16 protein-coding genes, 1 tRNA gene and 2 pseudogenes are annotated in these 17,874 nt (G+C 57.2%); 13 read left to right on the forward strand and 6 right to left on the reverse strand.

The window, feature by feature from the left end; all coding sequences use genetic code 11:
- The first annotated feature begins 23 nt into the window (after window positions 1–23).
- The 3 genes from sseB to RGV59_RS09410 all read left to right on the forward strand — a co-directional run bounded on the left by sseB (window position 24) and on the right by RGV59_RS09410 (window position 1,793).
- Window positions 24–845 carry an enhanced serine sensitivity protein SseB gene (gene sseB, locus RGV59_RS09400; RefSeq protein ID WP_102618057.1) on the forward strand — a complete coding sequence of 274 codons (822 nt, stop codon included), beginning with the start codon at window positions 24–26 and terminating at the stop codon, window positions 843–845.
- Window positions 839–1,429, forward strand: coding sequence for a hypothetical protein (locus tag RGV59_RS09405; protein WP_256580890.1), 591 nt, complete (start codon window positions 839–841; stop codon window positions 1,427–1,429). The genes sseB and RGV59_RS09405 overlap by 7 nt, the downstream gene beginning before the upstream one ends.
- Before the next feature lie 64 nt (window positions 1,430–1,493).
- Complete coding sequence (locus RGV59_RS09410; RefSeq protein ID WP_079442801.1) at window positions 1,494–1,793, forward strand: hypothetical protein; 300 nt, start codon at window positions 1,494–1,496, stop codon at window positions 1,791–1,793.
- Window positions 1,794–2,242: 449 nt separating this feature from the next.
- On the opposite strand, the gene RGV59_RS09415 is transcribed toward RGV59_RS09410, so the two are convergent.
- Together RGV59_RS09415 and RGV59_RS09420 are read right to left on the reverse strand one after the other, a co-directional pair.
- A complete protein-coding gene (locus tag RGV59_RS09415) occupies window positions 2,243–2,533 on the reverse strand; it encodes a hypothetical protein (RefSeq protein ID WP_079442802.1) in 291 nt (96 codons plus the stop codon).
- Entirely contained in the window at window positions 2,514–4,538 is a 2,025-nt protein-coding gene (locus RGV59_RS09420) for a phosphotransferase (protein ID WP_322246937.1), read from the reverse strand. Before RGV59_RS09420 ends, RGV59_RS09415 begins: the two co-directional genes overlap by 20 nt.
- Window positions 4,539–5,151: 613 nt before the next feature.
- Between RGV59_RS09420 and RGV59_RS09425 the strand changes: the two genes are divergently transcribed.
- Window positions 5,152–6,525 carry a transposase gene (locus tag RGV59_RS09425; RefSeq protein ID WP_102617297.1) on the forward strand — a complete coding sequence of 458 codons (1,374 nt, stop codon included), beginning with the start codon at window positions 5,152–5,154 and terminating at the stop codon, window positions 6,523–6,525.
- Window positions 6,526–6,931: 406 nt separating this feature from the next.
- Here RGV59_RS09425 and RGV59_RS09430 read toward each other — a convergent pair.
- A tRNA-Met gene (locus RGV59_RS09430) sits at window positions 6,932–7,008 on the reverse strand.
- Window positions 7,009–7,180: 172 nt separating this feature from the next.
- Window positions 7,181–7,419: pseudogene (locus RGV59_RS09435) on the reverse strand (hypothetical protein).
- Between the two features lie 417 nt (window positions 7,420–7,836).
- Between RGV59_RS09435 and RGV59_RS09440 the strand changes: the two are divergent.
- Window positions 7,837–9,033 carry an MFS transporter gene (locus tag RGV59_RS09440; RefSeq protein WP_046384781.1) on the forward strand — a complete coding sequence of 399 codons (1,197 nt, stop codon included), beginning with the start codon at window positions 7,837–7,839 and terminating at the stop codon, window positions 9,031–9,033.
- 51 nt (window positions 9,034–9,084) lie between these two features.
- Here RGV59_RS09440 and RGV59_RS09445 read toward each other — a convergent pair whose 3' ends face one another.
- Together RGV59_RS09445 and RGV59_RS09450 are read right to left on the reverse strand one after the other, a co-directional pair.
- Window positions 9,085–9,636, reverse strand: a complete 552-nt coding sequence (locus tag RGV59_RS09445) for an RNA polymerase sigma factor (protein WP_026139726.1) — start codon at window positions 9,634–9,636, stop codon at window positions 9,085–9,087.
- Window positions 9,612–10,121, reverse strand: coding sequence for a hypothetical protein (locus RGV59_RS09450; protein ID WP_260473911.1), 510 nt, complete (start codon window positions 10,119–10,121; stop codon window positions 9,612–9,614). Before RGV59_RS09450 ends, RGV59_RS09445 begins: the two co-directional genes overlap by 25 nt.
- Here RGV59_RS09450 and RGV59_RS09455 point away from each other — a divergent pair.
- The 8 genes and pseudogenes from RGV59_RS09455 to sctR all read left to right on the forward strand — a co-directional run bounded on the left by RGV59_RS09455 (window position 10,095) and on the right by sctR (window position 17,869).
- Window positions 10,095–10,958, forward strand: coding sequence for a TyeA family type III secretion system gatekeeper subunit (locus RGV59_RS09455; RefSeq protein WP_232591228.1), 864 nt, complete (start codon window positions 10,095–10,097; stop codon window positions 10,956–10,958). The two genes, RGV59_RS09450 and RGV59_RS09455, sit on opposite strands and share 27 nt — an antisense overlap.
- Complete coding sequence (gene sctV / locus RGV59_RS09460; RefSeq protein WP_017844429.1) at window positions 10,955–13,048, forward strand: type III secretion system export apparatus subunit SctV; 2,094 nt, start codon at window positions 10,955–10,957, stop codon at window positions 13,046–13,048. The genes RGV59_RS09455 and sctV overlap by 4 nt, the downstream gene beginning before the upstream one ends.
- 37 nt (window positions 13,049–13,085) lie before the next feature.
- Window positions 13,086–13,988 carry an FHA domain-containing protein gene (locus tag RGV59_RS09465; protein ID WP_126587237.1) on the forward strand — a complete coding sequence of 301 codons (903 nt, stop codon included), beginning with the start codon at window positions 13,086–13,088 and terminating at the stop codon, window positions 13,986–13,988.
- Window positions 13,985–15,342: pseudogene (locus RGV59_RS09470) on the forward strand (FliI/YscN family ATPase). The gene RGV59_RS09465 and the pseudogene RGV59_RS09470 overlap by 4 nt, the downstream one beginning before the upstream one ends.
- Window positions 15,329–15,757, forward strand: a complete 429-nt coding sequence (gene sctO / locus RGV59_RS09475; protein ID WP_046384777.1) for a type III secretion system stalk subunit SctO — start codon at window positions 15,329–15,331, stop codon at window positions 15,755–15,757. Before RGV59_RS09470 ends, sctO begins: the two are co-directional and overlap by 14 nt.
- Window positions 15,754–16,209, forward strand: coding sequence for a type III secretion system HrpP C-terminal domain-containing protein (locus RGV59_RS09480; protein ID WP_046384776.1), 456 nt, complete (start codon window positions 15,754–15,756; stop codon window positions 16,207–16,209). The genes sctO and RGV59_RS09480 overlap by 4 nt, the downstream gene beginning before the upstream one ends.
- Window positions 16,206–17,219 carry a FliM/FliN family flagellar motor switch protein gene (locus RGV59_RS09485; RefSeq protein WP_046488026.1) on the forward strand — a complete coding sequence of 338 codons (1,014 nt, stop codon included), beginning with the start codon at window positions 16,206–16,208 and terminating at the stop codon, window positions 17,217–17,219. The genes RGV59_RS09480 and RGV59_RS09485 overlap by 4 nt, the downstream gene beginning before the upstream one ends.
- Window positions 17,216–17,869 (forward strand): type III secretion system export apparatus subunit SctR, encoded by a 654-nt coding sequence (sctR, locus tag RGV59_RS09490; RefSeq protein ID WP_046384774.1) that lies wholly within the window; start codon window positions 17,216–17,218, stop codon window positions 17,867–17,869. The genes RGV59_RS09485 and sctR overlap by 4 nt, the downstream gene beginning before the upstream one ends.
- Window positions 17,870–17,874 lie beyond the last annotated feature (5 nt).

Consider the following 17,874-nt stretch of genomic DNA (forward strand, 5'->3'; position numbering starts at 1 on the left):
TGTCTGTTTTGATGGAACTGCCGATGGACATCATGGATACCAAGCAAGAAAACACCCTTGAAAAATCACTCAGGCTGGCGGCGGATGAACCGGCCCATCGACCTGACTTTTTCAAGACGCTGTTGAATTCCACTATCTACGTCCTTGGCACTGCCGGCACTGGCGAAGGGCAAGTCAACCTCGATGCTGGTAGCAACATCAGCATCGCGCATTGGCAAAAGCCTGACGGCTCCGCTGTCATCCCGTTTTTTTCTTCGTTGCAAACACTACAAATTTCCATAGATAGCGAAGAGTCCTACGTAGAGATCCCGGCCAGATCGCTGTTTGAAATCACACTGGGTACCCCTCTTTTCCTCAATCCAAAGTCTCCTTACGGGAAAGAGTTTTTCCCGGAGGAAGTGCGCCATCTGCTCTCCGACGAGATCGGCCAAAAGCCGATGCAGCGCACGGTCGAAAAAGACACCAAAGTGCTGCTCGGACAGCCGTCGCAATATCCGTCGAAGATGGTCAACTCGCTCACACAATTACTCGCCAAACATCGCAACGTAAAACGTGCATTTCTGGCGTTGATGCATGACGCATCGTCTGATCAAAAGCCTCATCTGATCATTGGTATCGAAGCGGACGGAGATATTGAACTGGTCATGCGCGAAGCCGGTAACGTTGCCGGGGATACCGCTCCGGATGGCGACCCCGTTGACCTCTATCGCGTTCACGAAGGGGAATCAGGCCTTAACGATTACTTCCTCAAACAAACCACACCCTTCTATGAACGAAAGTCGGCAGGCTGGCTGCGTTCATTGTTCGGCTTGGGCAAAGCGCGACAGAGATCAACGCCGTGCTAACCGCCGAGCAGGCCTGCGAAATCGTGCTTGGCCTGTTTGACGGCGTCATGAGAGATGGCAGACCTGAGCGTTTTGTCATTCAGTCATGTGAGCTTTCCGCCAACGGTGATTACTGGGTTATTCGCAGCAACAGTGAGGATTACGTCGTCCACGGAATGACGGAGTTCTGCTACGTCGGTGTTAACGCGCACTTGATCAACGTCATGACGGGCGAGCGTGAGACAGTCGTCAGTTGTATGAGTGTCGATGAGTATCTGCAAGACAAATACGATCTGGAGGCAGTGTCGGGCAACCAGTATGTACTGACCCCGGCAATTGACCGAGGCGACAAACCGGCGCTGGTCAATTTGCGTCGAAAACTGCAGTGCACCTATCCGCAAACCCTTGCGTTGCTGACGGGCAAACAACGACTTTGGCTCACAGGTAAACGCAGGCTTCTTGAAGACGCGCAGCGACTGCTTCTCGAACAAGGCATAACCACCCAAATCGAGTTAGTGCTTGATGCCGGCGAAGCAGTCGCCATCGGCGTCGAAACCTGGCACATCGAAGCGGTGTTGAGGGCTGTGCGCGAGAGGTTGTGCTGAGCCGACGCCAAGGAGCAGTCATATAAAATGCAGTAACCCACCATCAATAGATACGGCCGACGCCATGCCCCAGCACACAAATCACCTATTTGCTTATGTAAGGAAAATCAGCAATTTCCGACCTGACGTTACCGCTATCGTGCTTTTCGGCCTGAAGGCCGAAGACGATGACCTGGTGTATCTGGAGATACGCTTTAAGGACTACGGAGAACTCCAAATTGAAGGCGACCACTTGATGCTTGGATTGGATGAGGCACTGGAAAGCGCCGAGTTCGAGTACGGTATTTTGCCAAATGATTGGCGAGTAATGAGCGAGGCGGAAACTCAGCGAATCCCATTCTTTGTCGGTGGAACATGCGTTTAGTGAGTTGACTGCTTTGGGTCGATGTCGGTCAATCATAACCGGCACAAATCGGCCAGAAGCGGACGACAACCTCATAAATAAACAAGGTAATCCCCCGGCTAGGCCGGTGCACTTCTTGAGATTTGATCGTGTGATGCTGTCATCGGGAACCTTCTGTCTCTACTAAGAGATAGGGTAAACCCAATCGAGCCTTGCTCACACGAAGTGGGACAATAAGTGTCACGTCGTCTTCATTCCGAAGAGGCGCAATAAGGCGAGTTGGCGAGGCAACGGGAATGGTCAAGATATAGGCGGAGAACTGAAATAAGTCCTAAATATGGAGCTTGTTTTTATAGCCAGAAGATACAAATCTTTAATTTTTACTTCAATGCCTCTGTTGGAATGGCGGCGCATCGCGCCGCGCTTTGTAACAAACCAGCTAACTTTGCGACAAGACAAATGTAGTGCCGTCAAGCCTTGTATTTTTCGTACTCTTCTAGATATAGCCGATCGGACTCGTCGCGAAATTGATTTCGCCTCCGATGCAAATCCATTAACTTGCTGCTAATGCTTCTGTAAATTATCTGGTGAGCTTGGTTTTTTAGATATTCTTCATTGTACTCATCAATTTCAAAATCGTCGGTAAGAGCTAGGTTGACGAGTGCTAATAAGACAGCTTTATCAATTTTATCAATGGTTTCGTAATTTCCTTCGATGTCTCGATAGTATCCTTGGCTTTTTTCAATTTTTAATATTTTCATATCCTGTCTTCCTTTCCATGTAGGCGGATTCGCCTGCTTCCAGAGAGTCCATGGTGACTTTAAAATTATTAATTTTTTTACCGTCGGTTGAGATTAATTCTCTGCTTGAAGGATGTCCAGAATATCTTCTGTATGTTATCTTTTCTTCTTCAAGTTCTTTGGCAGTATAAATTATGTAGTCGGCTTTGATGGACGCGCCTACGACGCTATTGTGCGTTACAATAACTACTGGCATGCTTTTGGATATTTCTTTGAGCATTTGATTGACTTCACTCTTTAGGAAGAGATTGTCAAATGAAGACTCTGGCTCGTCTATAAGCAGATAGTCAAAGTTTTGAGCATCCTTGATTTCTTGCAATAGTCTAAATTCAGAACGCTCTCCGCCAGAAACCTTGAAGCCATCCTTGTTCAAAATTTCATACTCAATGCATGCAAAGTATTTATAAAATTCTGAAGGAGTGAATGCTTCGTTTGCTTTCAGGCTGGAAAGGTATTTGGCCGGATGTGCGTAATCTCTGAATGCATCACTAAAAGCAACCTTTTGGCCGCTAACATTTTTGATTTCACCTGCACCTTGAAACGCACGTTGTTTACAGACGATCTTAAACCCTTGAAAGCTTTCTTGGTATATTGTTTTCTCTTCCTGAAGCAGCTTGGTGATTTCGTTAAACTTCAGAAGTTTCTTGTGCTCGAACATGACTCGATAAAGGTCAACATCTTTGATCTGAGTTGCTGAGGTCTTTAGTTGGAGCTTGCTTTTAACCTCGCGAACAATGTCATTTACCAAGCTTTTCTTTTTTCTCTCGTAGGCTTTGGACCACAAGATGACTATTAATTCGCAGGCGAGTGCCTTTAGGGCGCTTGTATCGATATACTTGTCTATGACGTCTCTAAATTCAATATTTTCTATCAGCTGCCTTACTGAGCCGACAAGTTCGGTGAGCGATGCGTGCTCATCTAAGTCGAATAAGGTTTCATTGAATAATGAAGCCCTGGAAAATGAATCAAATTTCTGTGCCTCTTCAGCCGACTTCATTAGAGTATCTAAGTAATCTGCGACTCGTCGTTTATTGGCTTCAGTGTCGATACTCAATACATCGTCTAATACGGTTTTGAAGGGAGCTAGGTGCTTGTCTGAAAAAATACTTTTCTTGCGCGTTACATCTGCATTGAATTCTTTTTCGTAGTTGGCATCGTCTCTTTGTACAAGAGAGAATTGAGGGATGTATTTTACATTTTCGCAGCTATTGTTTATCTGGGTTAAGGTTTCGGTTTTTCCCGAAGATCTAGCGCCAAGAATTACATTTAGGCCAGTTGAGAGGCATTGCTCATCCTCAAATACTTGGAAAATTGAATTTCCATCAAGCTCGGAAAGAGACACTTTGTTCCTGTCGCGCAAGGCAAACTTCAACGACTTTAATGATGTATCTCCGCAATCTATGTAAGTCTGCCTTGTTGGAAATTTAGTCATCCCCACGTAAAATCGCATGTCGCTGAAGATTACTGGTGTAAGTTCGGTCTCATCTTTTGACATGCGAACAAATTTTTTAGGACTGTCGACCTCACCTGCAGAAATAACATCCTTAAGTCTTTTAATAGTTTCTGCGTGAAGGCTTGGCTTCTTTTCGTAATGGGGGATTAGCAAATAATTGTTAAGATCACCAAAAATTCGCATCAAATCATCGACATTGATTGAGTCGCCGATTGCTACCACTTTCTTAGCTACTTCATTCGCCTTAAGTTGAAAGCCTTCAAGGTCATGGTTTTCTGAAATTAGAAGGAGGTGCCCGGCGTCTAAGTTTATCTCAATGCCGGGAAAGACAACGCAGTTTAGTGCCTCACAAATTTCATTAAACTGAGCAAGGTCAAAAATGTCATGATTCGTTATGGCGATAGCATCTAACTCTGCTAGCTCAACATATTCTTTAAGTTTCTCTAGTGAGAATTCGAAGTGTGAGTCGCTGATTGTGGAGATGGTATGCATATGGAGGTCAATTTTCTTCAATCTTCGCTCCTTAAATACAAAAAAATAAGCCAGCTTGGTTGAAATGCCTCAACCATCTAAAATTGAGGCACTTAATTCGATTGATTAAATAGCCTTGCAGCAAGTTTTGTTTTTTTTGGCAAAAAGCCACTACCTAGAAGCTAGGTGGGTGAGTGCTGGTTGTCTAGTAAAATTTTGAAAAAACGAATAATGCGTGAAGGGTGCGAATTCACTTTTGCCATGGATAAGGTGATTGGATGAAGCCAGATCTAAGTGACAGGCCTTCGAGAGTTCATTGCAAGGCTAGGAATATCGTTACCTGGGGAGGGGCGATGCTCGTCGGGGCAGGAATAACCGTCGGTGGCTACATCACGTAGCTGAGCAGATGGAGTCAAATCAATGCGTCGATGCCCGGACGGCTAAGCTCGATACCGAGGCGCTGCGTAAACACGACGAGCAGGTGCGACTAGGCAGTTTGCTAACCGTTCGAGCGTCGATGTCGAAACAGCGATAAGGGCACAGATTTATTTAATGTGTTCGCAAAGTCCGCTTCTGGCCGATTCTGTTGAAAAAGTAGCTCTCCTGTTTGGCCTGGGGCAAAATCACTCCATCGGCCAGCGGGAGAATACGCAGCATGATGGGACAGTTATCGAGTGGGCAGGAGCGGCTGTTTTACTCGTTCAACATTGAAGATCACATCCCAGCCAATCACCTCCTGCGCAGCATTGATCGATGCCTTGATCTCAGCGATCTGCGCCATTATCTCGCCGATTTTTATAGCCCAATCGGGCGCCCATCGATTGATCCCGAACTGATGATTCGCCTGTTGGTGGTGGGCTACTGCTACGGTATTCGCTCCGAACGTCGGTTGTGCGAAGAGGCTCATTTGAACCTGGCATATCGCTGGTTCTGCCGCTTAAGCCTCGAAGACGAAATCCCCAATCACTCTACGTTTTCCAAGAATCGGCACGGTCGCTTTCGTGACAGCTCGCTGTTTCGCTGGCTGTTCAACGAGGTGCTGCGTCGCTGCATGGACGCAGGTCTGGTCAAGGGCGAAGGGTTTGCGGTCGACGCCAGCGTCATCAAGGCAGATGCCAGTCGGCAACATGGCGTACCTGGCGATGATGAAATCAACTGGCGCGATCCGGCGCTGAGTACTCGCGCCGTGCGTGAGTACCTTGAAGCGCTGGATGAAGAGGCGTTAGGCGAAGCACTGCCTAAGCGCCTGTCATTGACTGATCCACTTTCTCGTTGGACCGCAGCGCCAGGAGGCCCGGCGTTTTTCGCCTACTCGACGAACTATCTGATTGATGTCGAGCATGGCGTGATCATGGATGTGGAGCCGACCCCAGCGCATCGAACCGCCGAGGTCGAGAGCACCAAGACCATGATCGAGCGGGTCGAAGAACAGTTCGACATCAAGCCGGATCGGCTCATCGGCGATACCGCTTACGGCACCGCACCGATGCTGGCCTGGATGGTGAACGAAAAAGACATCGAGCCGCATGTGCCGGTTTGGGACAAAACCGAGCGTAAGAACGAGAGCCTCTCGATCAGTGATTTTCAATGGAATGAAGAAGCGCAGGAATATCGTTGCCCCACGGGGCACGCCCTGCGCAGTGAGTGGCGGGCCTTCAAGAACCAGCGATCACATGTCACGAAAGCCGACACCATCATCTTTCGATCCCGGCAAACAGACTGCTCTGAATGCTCAATGAAAGAGCGCTGCTGCCCAAACACCTCGTTCCGAAAAATCGCCCGTAGCGTCCATGAGGCGGCACGCAATGTTGCTCGGCGAATTGCCGCAACACCACAATACGTGCGCTCTCGCCATGAGCGCAAAAAGGTCGAAATGTTGTTCGCTCATCTCAAACGAATCCTGAAACTGGATCGATTAAGGCTACGAGGAATGACCGGTGCAAACGACGAATTTACCTTGGCCGCTGCGGTACAGAATTTAAGACGACTGGCGAAACTGACCTCACAAGGGCCGCCGACCACGGGATAGGTACGCCCGGAATCAGCAAAAACCCTCAAATTAACCTATTAACCAAGCTGCAACGGTCAACGCAGAACTGGAAAGCCACGCAACGTGGTGACCAGGTTCTGAAGCGAGGGCCAACGTCGCCTTCTTCCAGCCTGAAATTCCGACTTTTTCAACAGAATCGGCCGATTTCTGCCGGTCATGCCCACGAGTCGTGCTGGTCAAATCCGATGCAAATGACTGGTCCGGTCGAATGCAAATGGGTGGGCAAGTCCGTGCAATTACCCAACTCAGCAATGATCGCAGTTATTTTTGCAGCATGGCCGGATAGGCATAGACAGAGCTGAACAGCCAGAAACAAGAAAGCCCGCACGAGGCGGGCTTCTTGAGGTGATTCATAGACTGCTGTAGACGTCTATGGATCGGTACTTGGTGGCTACACAGGGACTTGAACCCCGGACCCCAGCATTATGAATGCTATGCTCTAACCAACTGAGCTATGTAGCCAAGTGGCGCGCATTATTCGCGGAGAACGACAAAGCGTCAAGCGTTTTTATTGAATTTTTATCTACGCTTTCAATTGTTTAACGAAAAGCCCTGGCTGGGCCGACGGGTGGCAGGGGGATTTGCAGGTCTTTATGGCACGCCCCGGTCTCCCACATTTGATCGGCGTTGGCTGTCAGGACGTGCGGGGCATGCAGTCGATGGAGCGGTCGACCACGGTCTTGGCCATTTCCAGCAGGTGCCACACGGCGTGGATCTTGGCGCGGTCGTGGGGGGCAGGTGGTCGCCGCAGTCCAGCACGGTGGCCGAGGCGCTGTGGATCAGGTGGGCGATGTAGAGCTGGGCGTCTTCGAAGCTGAGGTGTTCGTTGACGGCGAGGCAGTCGCTAGGCGGATCGGGGAGTGCTTTGGTCATGGTGTAACTCCTGATTAAGTCAGAAGCCGGCCCCGTCGCGACTAAACGAATGGGTGGCGGCTGTACGCAGGTTAGTCGACCGGCTAATCAGGAAAATCCGGCGCACCCGAAGGTGCCCTGCGCACAACCACCATAAAACTCATGGAGGTGCATGCGCCTGATTAAGAATCCGGGCGACTAAACCCGATCACTGATTCCAGTGACGGATCGAAGACTAGCCAGCGGTTTCCACAGGCACAAGGCGCCGGGGATTGTCTAGGAAACATCCTTCAAATTAAAGCGATCCACCCTGCTGGCCTTTTACAAAGCGTGACCGCTACAGTCGTTAGCTCCCTAACGGGATAGCCTTGCCATGGGCAAAAGTGGCACATTGTCGCACCTGCACCTGTGCATTCCCCCGCTGTACGGAACCCTCTTATGGCTCTTAGCAATTCCCCCGCCGCCGGGCAGACCAGCCCGCTGGTCATGCGGATCATCGGCGCGGTGGCGCTGGCGCATTTGATCAATGACTTGATCCAGTCGGTGCTGCCCTCGATCTACCCGATGCTCAAGGCCAGCTATGGCCTGACGTTCACCCAGGTCGGGCTGATTACCCTGACGTTCCAGCTCACCGCCTCGCTGTTGCAGCCGTGGGTGGGTTATTACACCGATCGGCATCCCCAGCCGTTTCTGTTGCCGTGCGGGATGGTCTGCACCCTGGTGGGGATTGTGATGATGTCCCAGGTCGGCAGCTTCCCGCTGATTTTGCTGGCGGCGGCGTTGATCGGGATCGGTTCGTCGACTTTTCACCCCGAGGCGTCCCGCGTGGCGCGGCTGGCGTCGGGTGGGCGCTATGGCCTGGCGCAGTCGACGTTCCAGGTCGGCGGCAACGCGGGCTCGGCGTTCGGCCCGTTGTTGGCGGCGGCGATCATCATTCCGTTCGGCCAGGGCAATGTGGCCTGGTTCGGCCTGTTCGCGGTTTTTGCGTTGGTGCTGCTGTATGCGATCAGCCGCTGGTATCGCACGCACTTGAACCTGTTCAAGCTCAAGGCCGGTCAGGCGGCGACGCATGGCTTGTCGAAACGGCGCGTGATGGCGGCGCTGGTGGTGCTCGGGCTGCTGGTGTTTTCCAAGTATTTCTACATGGCGAGCATCACCAGTTACTTCACGTTTTACCTGATAGAGAAGTTCGACCTGTCGGTGGCCAGCTCGCAGTTGCACCTGTTTCTGTTCCTCGGCGCGGTGGCGGCGGGTACGTTCTTTGGCGGGCCGATTGGCGACCGTATCGGGCGCAAGGCGGTGATCTGGTTTTCGATCCTCGGCGCGGCGCCGTTCACGTTGTTGATGCCCCATGTGGACCTGTTCTGGACCAGCGTGCTCAGCGTGATCATCGGCTTTGTACTGGCCTCGGCGTTCTCGGCGATTGTGGTGTACGCGCAGGAGTTGGTGCCGGGCAATGTGGGGATGATCGCCGGGGTGTTCTTCGGGCTGATGTTCGGGTTTGGCGGGATCGGGGCGGCGCTGCTGGGGCACCTGGCGGACAGTCACGGCATCGAGTACGTGTACCGCTTATGCGCGTTCTTGCCGTTGTTCGGGCTGCTGGCGATCTTGCTGCCGCGCACAAAAAAGGTCTGATACGGTTGGGCAGATATCCCTCTCGCCCAACGGTTGCCAGCTAGGGCTGGACTACGGTTGCAACGGGTTGCGGGTGGCGCGCTTGAGGTGTTCGCGGGCCCGGGACAGGCGTGAACGCACGGTGCCGATGGGGATGTCCAGGGCGTCGGCGGTGTCCTGATAGCTGCCGTCGGTTTCCAGCGAGGCGTACAGGGTTTTGCGCATCTCGGTGGGCAGGTCCTTGATGGCGACCAGGGTTTTTTCCAGGCGGCGGTTGACCTCGAACTCCCAATCCAGGTTCTGGCTGTCTTCCTGGCCGTGCCACAGCGCTTCATCGAATTCGCAATGCACCGGTTTGGCGTACATGCGCCGGAAGTGGTTGCGGATCAGGTTCTGCGCAATGCCGCACATCCAGGTGCTAAGGGTTGCCTGGCCGCTGAAACGCTCCCTGCTGCGCCAGGCCTCCAGGTACGTCAACTGCAGAATATCGTCCGCATCTTCCGGGTTGAGTACGCGCTTGTGGATGAAGCGCCGGAGTTTTTTTTGCTGGTCGTCCGTCAGGTGGAGCATGAATTGAGGCGAGTCGCCAACAAAGTGAGCTAAAGCACCAATAGGGATATCCATGATTTTTTCCTCAGGGTGGGCGCGATCGAAATGGTTTCGATGGGAACCCCTTTAGCACCGGCTGTGCCAAACAGAAAAAAATCGCAACTTGTTGATTTATATAAATAAATATTTTTTGTTCGGGAGGTTTTGTGCGGTTTCTTGCAAAAGCCCAGGCGGGTTTGTGCCGGTAATTTCAAAACACCGCAGAGGGGAAATTTGTTGGAACCGTAAAGCCAGCGTTTGCCACATAGGGACACAATCTCTTTGTCCTGGCCTGCCCCATGAAAGTCGAATCGATCAACGATGTGCAACCGCTCCAACGCGTGGACCCACCCCGCGTCAGCCCTGAAAAAACAGCGGCCGTGGCGACGGGCTTCGATGAGGTTGCGCAGGTTTTCAATCAGGAAGTCGCGCTCAACAATCAAGCGTTGAACCGGCGCTCGATGGGCCTGGCGGTGCCTGCCGTCGAGCAGCTCGTGCGTCTCTATGATCAGCTTGGCCATCCGGCCCAGGAGACCATCGCGTCCATGGCGCGCCGGGTGCGTTCGCAACTGGCGCACAACGTCAGCGCGGACAAGTGGCTGGCGCTGACCGGCGGCGACCCGGCGCGGGCGTTCGTGGTGCTCAAGTATGTGGCCGCGCAAGCCGAAGCCCGCGCCGCCGACGTGGCCTTGGCGCAAGAGGCGATCGATCGGTTGCAGGTGCGCTACAGGGGCGAGATCCAGGCCGGCCTGAACATTGCCGCCGTGCTGGAGCAGGCCGCCGGCGACCCGCAAGAGCGTCAGGCCGTGCGTGGGCTGTATTACGCCAGTGTGGTCACGCGCCAATCCCTGACCTCGATGATGCAATCGTTGTTGGGGCTGTTCGGCGGGGACCGCTTCGCAGACGGCCTCAACGTGATGCGCCGGGCCCTGGCCGATGACATCGCCGCCCACTCGCCTTCGGTGCCCACGGCGCAGTTGCGCACGCTGCTGTTGGGGTTGCAAAGCTGCGCTCAGTTGGGCGGGGCGTTAGCCAATTGCCAGGCATTGCTGCAGCGCCTGAGCACCGATCAGGACTCGGTGAGTCTGTTGCAGCGCCTGTTGGGGTATACCGCCACGGGTGTCGATTCGGGCGAGGTATTGCGCCTGGCCGAAGACCTCGGTGGCGAGCTGGCGAGCGGCCAACTGGTGTCCCTCAACGCCCTGTACCCGGTGATCCAGCGCCTGCCGCAGACCTTGTGGCGTGACAGCCGGGGGCGCCAGGAGGCGCTGCACAAATTCTTGTTGGTGATGGACGAGTTCGCGCGCGTGGAGCGGGGCAGCCCCCGCATTGCCGGCGAGTCAAGGGGGAACGCATGACGGTGCTGGCGACCATCAACGCTGCGCTGCTCAAGGTGGCGCGGCGTGCCGAAGTCTTGGGCGCGGTGGTGGTCATGGCCATTGTGTTCATCTTCATCGTGCCGTTGCCGACCTGGCTGGTGGATATTCTGATCGCGCTGAATATCTGTATTTCCTGCCTGTTGATCGTGCTGGCGCTGTACCTGCCCGGGCCGTTGGCGTTCTCTTCCTTTCCCTCGATTCTGCTGTTGACCACCATGTTTCGCCTGGCGCTGTCGATTGCCACCACGCGCTTGATCCTGTTGGAGCAGGACGCGGGCGATATCGTGGAAGCGTTCGGCAACTTTGTGGTGGGCGGCAACCTGGCGGTGGGGCTGGTGATTTTCATGATCCTCACGCTCGTCAACTTCCTGGTGATTACCAAGGGCTCGGAACGGGTGGCCGAAGTGGCGGCGCGCTTCAGCCTCGACGCGATGCCGGGCAAGCAGATGTCCATCGACAGCGATCTGCGCGCCGGCTTGATCGACGGCGGCCAGGCCCGCGACAAGCGTGAACAACTGGGCCGCGAGAGTCAGTTGTTCGGCGCAATGGACGGCGCCATGAAGTTCGTCAAGGGCGATGCGATTGCCGGGCTGGTCATCGTGGTGATCAACCTGTTGGGCGGGTTTTCCACCGGCATGTTCCAGCACGGCATGAGCGCCGGCGATTCGATGGCGCTGTATTCGGTGCTGACCATCGGTGACGGCCTGATTGCGCAGATCCCCGCGCTGCTGATCTCCCTGACCGCCGGCATGATCATCACCCGTGCGGCGCCGGATGGGCGCAAGGGTGCCAATAACATGGGCGCGGAAATTGCCCGGCAGATGACCAGCGAGCCCAAGAGCTGGATGATCGCGTCGGTGGGCATGCTGGCTTTCGCCGCCTTGCCTGGCATGCCGACCGTGGTGTTCATCCTCATTTCGCTGATGACCGGCGCCCTCGGTTACTACCTGATGCGCCAACGCCAACGCGAGGAACAGCCCGAAGCCGAAGCCACCGAGGCGGTGCGCCCCGAGGACAACGGCGACGAGGATTTGCGCGGGTTCGATCCGTCGCGGCCCTACCTGTTGCAGTTCTCCCCGGTTCTGCAAGGCTCGCCCGAGGTCACGGAACTGATTCACGGGATCCGCCAGGCGCGCAACGCGATGGTGGCCCATATCGGTCTGACGCTGCCGCCGTTCGAGGTCGAACTCGATGCCTCGCTGGCCGACGATGAGATGCGTTTTTGCGTTCACGAAGTGCCGATGATCAAGGCGTCGGTGGTCACGCTCGTGGCGGTGGAGCGCAAGGCGCTGGCGTCCGAGCCGGCCCACGCGGTGCCGGGGTTGCCCGAGCGCGACGAGCAGGACTGGCTCTGGCTGCCGCCCGACGATCCGCTGCTGGATGACCCGCAGTTGGAACGCTTCAGCGCCACCAGCCTGATCATCGACCGCATGAAGCAGGCCATGATGCTCAGCGGCCCTCAGTTTCTCGGGATTCAGGAGAGCAAGGCGATCCTCGGCTGGCTTGAGCACAACCAGCCGGAGCTGGTGCAGGAGCTGCAGCGGATCATGCCGCTGTCGCGCTTCTCGGCGGTGCTGCAGCGCCTCGCGGGGGAAGGCGTGCCGTTGCGTGCCGTGCGCCTGATCGTCGAGTCGCTGATCGAGTACGGCCAGCATGAACGTGAGCCGGACGCCTTGGCGGACTACGCGCGCATCGCCCTTAAATCGCAGATTTTCCACCAGTACAGCGAGGCGGACGGCTTGCATGCCTGGCTGTTGTCGCCGCAGACCGAAAACGTGCTGCGCGAGGCACTGCGCCAGACCCAGACCGGGGTGTTCTTCGCCCTCGATAACGACAGCAGCGCTTCGCTGATCAACCTGCTTAACCAAGCGTTTGCCGTGCGGCCCAAAAGCAAGCGCGTGATGTTGGTCGCCCAGGATCTGCGCAGCCCCTTGCGGACCTTGCTGCTGGAAGAGTTCAGCCATGTGCCGGTGCTGTCGTTTGCTGAGCTGGGAAGTGCCTCGAAGGTCAAGGTGCTGGGGCGCTTTGACCTGGGCCAGGACGAACTGATGCGAGGAGCGGCAGCATGAGTGCAACGTACATACCCACGCCAGGGAGGGCTTGCTGATGTTTGAACTGCGCGTGTTGGAGGGGTTGAACCAGGGCGCTGCGTTGCCGTTGTTTGGCGAGCAGTGGAGCCTGGGTTGTCACACGGACGCCGACCTGCTGCTGACCGACGCCGGCGTGGTCGAGCATCATGCGCGGCTGCGGTTGATCGACGGGTTCTGGTCGGTGCAGGCGGAAGCCGGGCTGTTGCAAAGCAGCACCGGGCAGGCGCTGGCACAGATCGCCGACCTGGCGCTCAATACGCCTTTTTCGCTGGGCAGCATTCGCCTGTGCGTCGCCTTGGCCGACCAGCCTTGGCCCCGGGCGGCGGTCGCGCAGGTCACGCCAGCCGCCGAGCCGCGCCAGGAGGCGCCGCCCGCGCTGGTGCTGTCGTCCATCCCGCCGTTTCAGCAGAAGCGCCTGATCAGCTTGGTGCTGGTGTGTGCGGTGATTATCGTGGCGGTCGGCATGGCGTCCACCGGCGAGCATGAGGCCCAGGCGTCGTTGATGCCCGTCGAGCCGCAAAAGCCCAACCTCGGTTCGCCGCTCGAGGTGCGTCAGCAGTTGCTCAAGATGCTCGGCGAGCGCGAGCTGGACCATCGCGTCGGCTTGCAGGTGATCAATGGGCAGATCGCCCTCAATGGCGATGTGTCCCAGGAAGAGGTCGAACTCGTGGCGCGCATGCTCAGCCGCTTTGCTGAACAGTTCGATACCGCCGTGCCGGTGATCAGTCGTGTGCGGGTACGTGACAACATCCTGCCGTTCAAGATCTTGCAGATCGTCGGCGGGCCGAGCGGTCATGTGGTGTTGGAACACGGCGACCGTTTGTTCGTCGGCGATGAGGTGGATGGCCTGCGGCTGGTGCTGATCGACAACAGCAAGGTGGTGTTCGACGGCACGCAACGCTATGAGGTGCGCTGGTGAGCGGCACGGTGCAGGAGCGTCTCGACGCGTGGCAATTGATTCAGTCCCAGGGCCTGGCCCGTTTCGCGCCGGTGTCGATGCGCGGGCGTATCCAGCGTGTCAACGGCATGCTGTTGCAGTGCCGGCTGCCCCAGGCGCGTATCGGTGATCTGTGCCAGGTCGAAAAAAGCCTGGCGATTACATGCTGGCCGAAATCATCGGGTTCGATCAGCAGGATGCGGTGCTCAGTGCCCTGGGCAATCTGGAGGGGGTGCGCGTCGGCGCCGCGGTGGAGCGCCTGGGGGTGCCGCACCGGGTGCGGGTCAGCGACGAGCTGTTGGGCCAGGTGCTGGATGGTTTTGGTCGGCCGATTGCCGGCGAGGGCCCCAGTGCGTTCGTCGAGGCGGATACGCCCGACGCGACCACGGTGTTGTGCGAGGCGCCATTGCCCACGGAGCGCCCGCGCATCAGTCGCGCGTTGGCCACTGGCGTGCGCTCGATCGATGGCTTGCTGACGTTGGGCGAGGGCCAGCGTGTCGGGCTGTTCGCCGGCGCCGGTTGTGGCAAAACCACGTTGTTGGCCGAGATCGCCCGTAACGTGGAGTGCGATGTGATTGTGTTCGGCCTGATCGGTGAACGGGGCCGCGAATTGCGCGAGTTCCTCGATCACGAACTGGATGACCAGTTGCGTGCCAAGGCCGTGCTGGTGTGCGCCACGTCCGACCGCTCCAGCATGGAGCGCGCGCGTGCCGCGTTCACGGCGACGGCGCTGGCCGAAGGTTTCCGGCGCAAGGGCAAGCGGGTGTTGTTGCTGATCGACTCGTTGACCCGTTTCGCCAGGGCCCAGCGTGAAATCGGCCTGGCCGCCGGCGAACCGTTGGGCCGCGGTGGTTTGCCGCCGTCGGTGTACAGCTTGTTGCCGCGCTTGGTGGAGCGCGCCGGGTTGACGCGCGAAGGCGTGATCACCGCGATCTACACCGTGCTGATCGAGCAGGACTCGATGAGCGATCCGGTGGCCGATGAAGTTCGCTCGCTGCTCGACGGCCATATCGTGCTGTCTCGCAAGCTGGCCGAGCGGGGCCACTACCCGGCCGTGGATGTGCTGGCCAGCCTTTCGCGAATTTTGAGCAACGTTGCCGAGCCTGGGCACATCCAGTCGGGCACGGCGTTGCGCCGCCTGTTGTCGGCTTACCAGCAGATCGAGTTGATGCTCAAGTTGGGCGAGTACCAGCCCGGCAACGATGCGCTGACCGATCTGGCCGTGGACAGCCGCCAGGCGGTGGATGACTTCCTGCGCCAGGACCTGCGTGAACCCTCGCCCATCGCCTCGACCCTGGATCACCTGATGGAGCTGACTGCCTATGTCCCTTTCTGAAGTATTGCCGAGTGACATCGACACCTTGCGGCGCTTGCGTCGATACCGCGCAGACCGCGCCGAGCGGGCGCTGCGCGAGGCCAAGCGGGCGCATCAAACGCTGGTGGTGCATATCCAGCAGGCCCAGGAGACGCTGGAGCAAACGCGCCAGGAAGAGGCCCGGCAATGCGCGCAACTGTTGAATGAACACCAGGGCCAGGTGGTGACCTTCAAGGCGCTGAAAACCTGGAGCGCCAAGGAGCAGCACTTGTCGGCCGGCACCCGCCGCGAAGAAAGCCAGTTGAAGACCCTGCAAGGGCAACGCGAAGAGCAGGCGGTGCAGGTCGGCAGTGCGCAAAAGCACGTGACCTTGTGTCTGCGTCAGGTGGAAAAAATCCAAGAACTCTCCCATTTACTCGCGCAGGAACCGCTATGAACCACGTTTCAGTCAACCCGTCTGAGCGCCAGTACCCGCTTGAGTTCTGGGGCGACCGTGTGCCGGCAATCGACGCGCTGGCGCCTTGGGAGCAACGGCTGTTTGCCCAGTTGTTGAATGACGACAGCGACGACGCGAGCCAATGGCAGTTCCTCGCCGGAATCAAGGCTTCGGGGGAAACCGCCAGGGTCGATGCGTTGAGCGAGCAATTGGTTTCGCGGATGGACGGCGTGTCGCAGTGGCCGCTGACGGCGGTCTTGTATTTGCCGCACCTGGGGCGGATCGACAGCAGCATCGGCCGAGAGCAGGGCGCCTGGAGGGTCGAGTTGCGCGCCGAGCGAGAGGGCACGACGCGCTGGCTCAGCGGGGTACGGCAACAGTTCGAGCAAAGGCTCGCCGCGAGCCTGGCACGGCCGGTCAGCGTGCATTTGGCACATACGGCGCTGGCATGATGATGCCCTCCCTGGCGTTACCCACGGTCAAGGGCGATGTGGCGGCGGCCCGGCGACGGTTGGGGCGCGGATTGCGCATGTCGTACCAGGTTGGCGAGCTGCGCGGAGAGTTGCGGCTGGAACCCGGGGCGGCCCCCATGGGCGTCCAGCCGCTCTGTTTCGAAACAGCCTGCGGCGTATTGGGGTTCAGTGAGCCGGGGCCGCAATTCAGCTTGCTGGGCGAATGCCCGGTGACGTTGGCGCAGGCGGGCAACGATCCGGACTCCTGGTTCTGGGCCTTGTTTCAACATCATTTGAGTGCCCAGGTGCGGGCGCTGTTGGGGCATCTGCGGCTATTGCCCTCTGCCCGGCCGTTGAACTTCGGTTGCCGGTTGTGCGTGACGCTCGGCGCTTCCCACGTGGTGGGCTATCTGTGGCTGTCGACCGAGAGCTTTCTGGCGTTGTGCGAGGCCGGGCCGTGGCGCCGCATGGCCAGCCCGATGCCGACGCGTTTTCAGTTGGCGCTGCCCGTGACGATCGGGCGCCTGCGCGTGCCCCTCAGCCAATTGCGCGGCCTGCGCGCCGGCGATGTGCTGATGTTCGAGCAGGTGTATTTCCAAGCCCATGGCAACGGCCATGTGCAGGTCGGCAGGCAGCGCCTGTGCGTGTTTATTGATGATGAATCCGGGCCTGTCTGCCTGACCCTTACTTCGATCGAGGAAGCGCCTTTGGAAGAGGATTTCGCAACACCGCCCTATGCAGGGCATGAAGACGACACGCCGGTGGTGGATGTCTTCGGGCATGAACCGTTCGACGAACTGAGCATGGCGCTCAATGTGCGATGCGGCACGCTCAACCTGACCCTCGGCGAGCTGCGCAACCTGGCGCCCGGCGCGGTGCTGGGCATTTCCGGGTATGCGCCGGGCATGGCCGGGTTGTATTACGGCGACCGCCCGCTGGGCGTGGGGCAATTGGTGGAGGTGGACGGTCGCCTGGGGTTGCAGATGTCTCGTGTGATTTTTTCCCGATGAGTTTTCAAGGCGTAGACCCGATTGTCCTGGCCGTGTTCGTGGGGGCCTTGTCGTTGATGCCCATGCTGTTGATCGTCTGCACCGCGTTCTTGAAGATCGTGATTGTGCTGATGATCACCCGCAACGCGATCGGTGTGCAGCAGGTGCCGCCCAGCATGGCCATCAACGGCATCGCATTGGCGGCGACGCTGTTCATCATGGCGCCGGTGGGCTATGAGATCGCGGAGGTCGTCAAGGTATCGCCCCTGGACTTGAGCAACGTGAGCACGCTGCAACAGACCGGGCTTGAGGCGGTGCAGCCGTTGCGGACGTTCATGGTGCGCAACAGTGACCCGGACATCCTCACCCACCTGCTGGAAAACACCGCGCGCATGTGGCCGCCGGCCATGGCGCAGGAGGTCCAGCGCGAAGATCTGATCCTGCTGATCCCGGCGTATGTGTTGTCGCAGTTGCAGGCGGGGTTCGAGATCGGCTTCTTGATCTACATCCCCTTTATCGTGATCGACCTGATTGTCTCCAACCTGCTGCTGGCGCTGGGGATGCAAATGGTCTCGCCCATGACCATTTCCCTGCCGCTCAAATTACTGCTGTTTGTGATGGTGTCCGGCTGGTCGCGGCTGCTGGACAGCCTGTTCCTTTCCTATCTCTGAGCTGC

The sequence above is a fragment of the Pseudomonas sp. FG1 genome, from assembly GCF_034313875.1.
Lineage (GTDB): Bacteria > Pseudomonadota > Gammaproteobacteria > Pseudomonadales > Pseudomonadaceae > Aquipseudomonas > Aquipseudomonas veronii.

Bases quoted from the DNA above. Each gene is read 5' to 3' on its own strand.
- sseB (WP_102618057.1), top strand. From the start codon at position 24: ATGGACATCATGGATACCAAGCAAGAAAACACCCTTGAAAAATCACTC.
- RGV59_RS09410 (WP_079442801.1), top strand. From the start codon at position 1,494: ATGCCCCAGCACACAAATCACCTATTTGCTTATGTAAGGAAAATCAGC.
- RGV59_RS09415 (WP_079442802.1), bottom strand. From the start codon at position 2,533: ATGAAAATATTAAAAATTGAAAAAAGCCAAGGATACTATCGAGACATC.
- RGV59_RS09425 (WP_102617297.1), top strand. From the start codon at position 5,152: ATGATGGGACAGTTATCGAGTGGGCAGGAGCGGCTGTTTTACTCGTTC.
- RGV59_RS09440 (WP_046384781.1), top strand. From the start codon at position 7,837: ATGGCTCTTAGCAATTCCCCCGCCGCCGGGCAGACCAGCCCGCTGGTC.
- RGV59_RS09445 (WP_026139726.1), bottom strand. From the start codon at position 9,636: ATGGATATCCCTATTGGTGCTTTAGCTCACTTTGTTGGCGACTCGCCT.
- RGV59_RS09450 (WP_260473911.1), bottom strand. From the start codon at position 10,121: ATGGCCAAGCTGATCATAGAGACGCACGAGCTGCTCGACGGCAGGCAC.
- sctV (WP_017844429.1), top strand. From the start codon at position 10,955: ATGACGGTGCTGGCGACCATCAACGCTGCGCTGCTCAAGGTGGCGCGG.
- RGV59_RS09465 (WP_126587237.1), top strand. From the start codon at position 13,086: ATGTTTGAACTGCGCGTGTTGGAGGGGTTGAACCAGGGCGCTGCGTTG.
- sctO (WP_046384777.1), top strand. From the start codon at position 15,329: ATGTCCCTTTCTGAAGTATTGCCGAGTGACATCGACACCTTGCGGCGC.
- RGV59_RS09480 (WP_046384776.1), top strand. From the start codon at position 15,754: ATGAACCACGTTTCAGTCAACCCGTCTGAGCGCCAGTACCCGCTTGAG.
- RGV59_RS09485 (WP_046488026.1), top strand. From the start codon at position 16,206: ATGATGATGCCCTCCCTGGCGTTACCCACGGTCAAGGGCGATGTGGCG.
- sctR (WP_046384774.1), top strand. From the start codon at position 17,216: ATGAGTTTTCAAGGCGTAGACCCGATTGTCCTGGCCGTGTTCGTGGGG.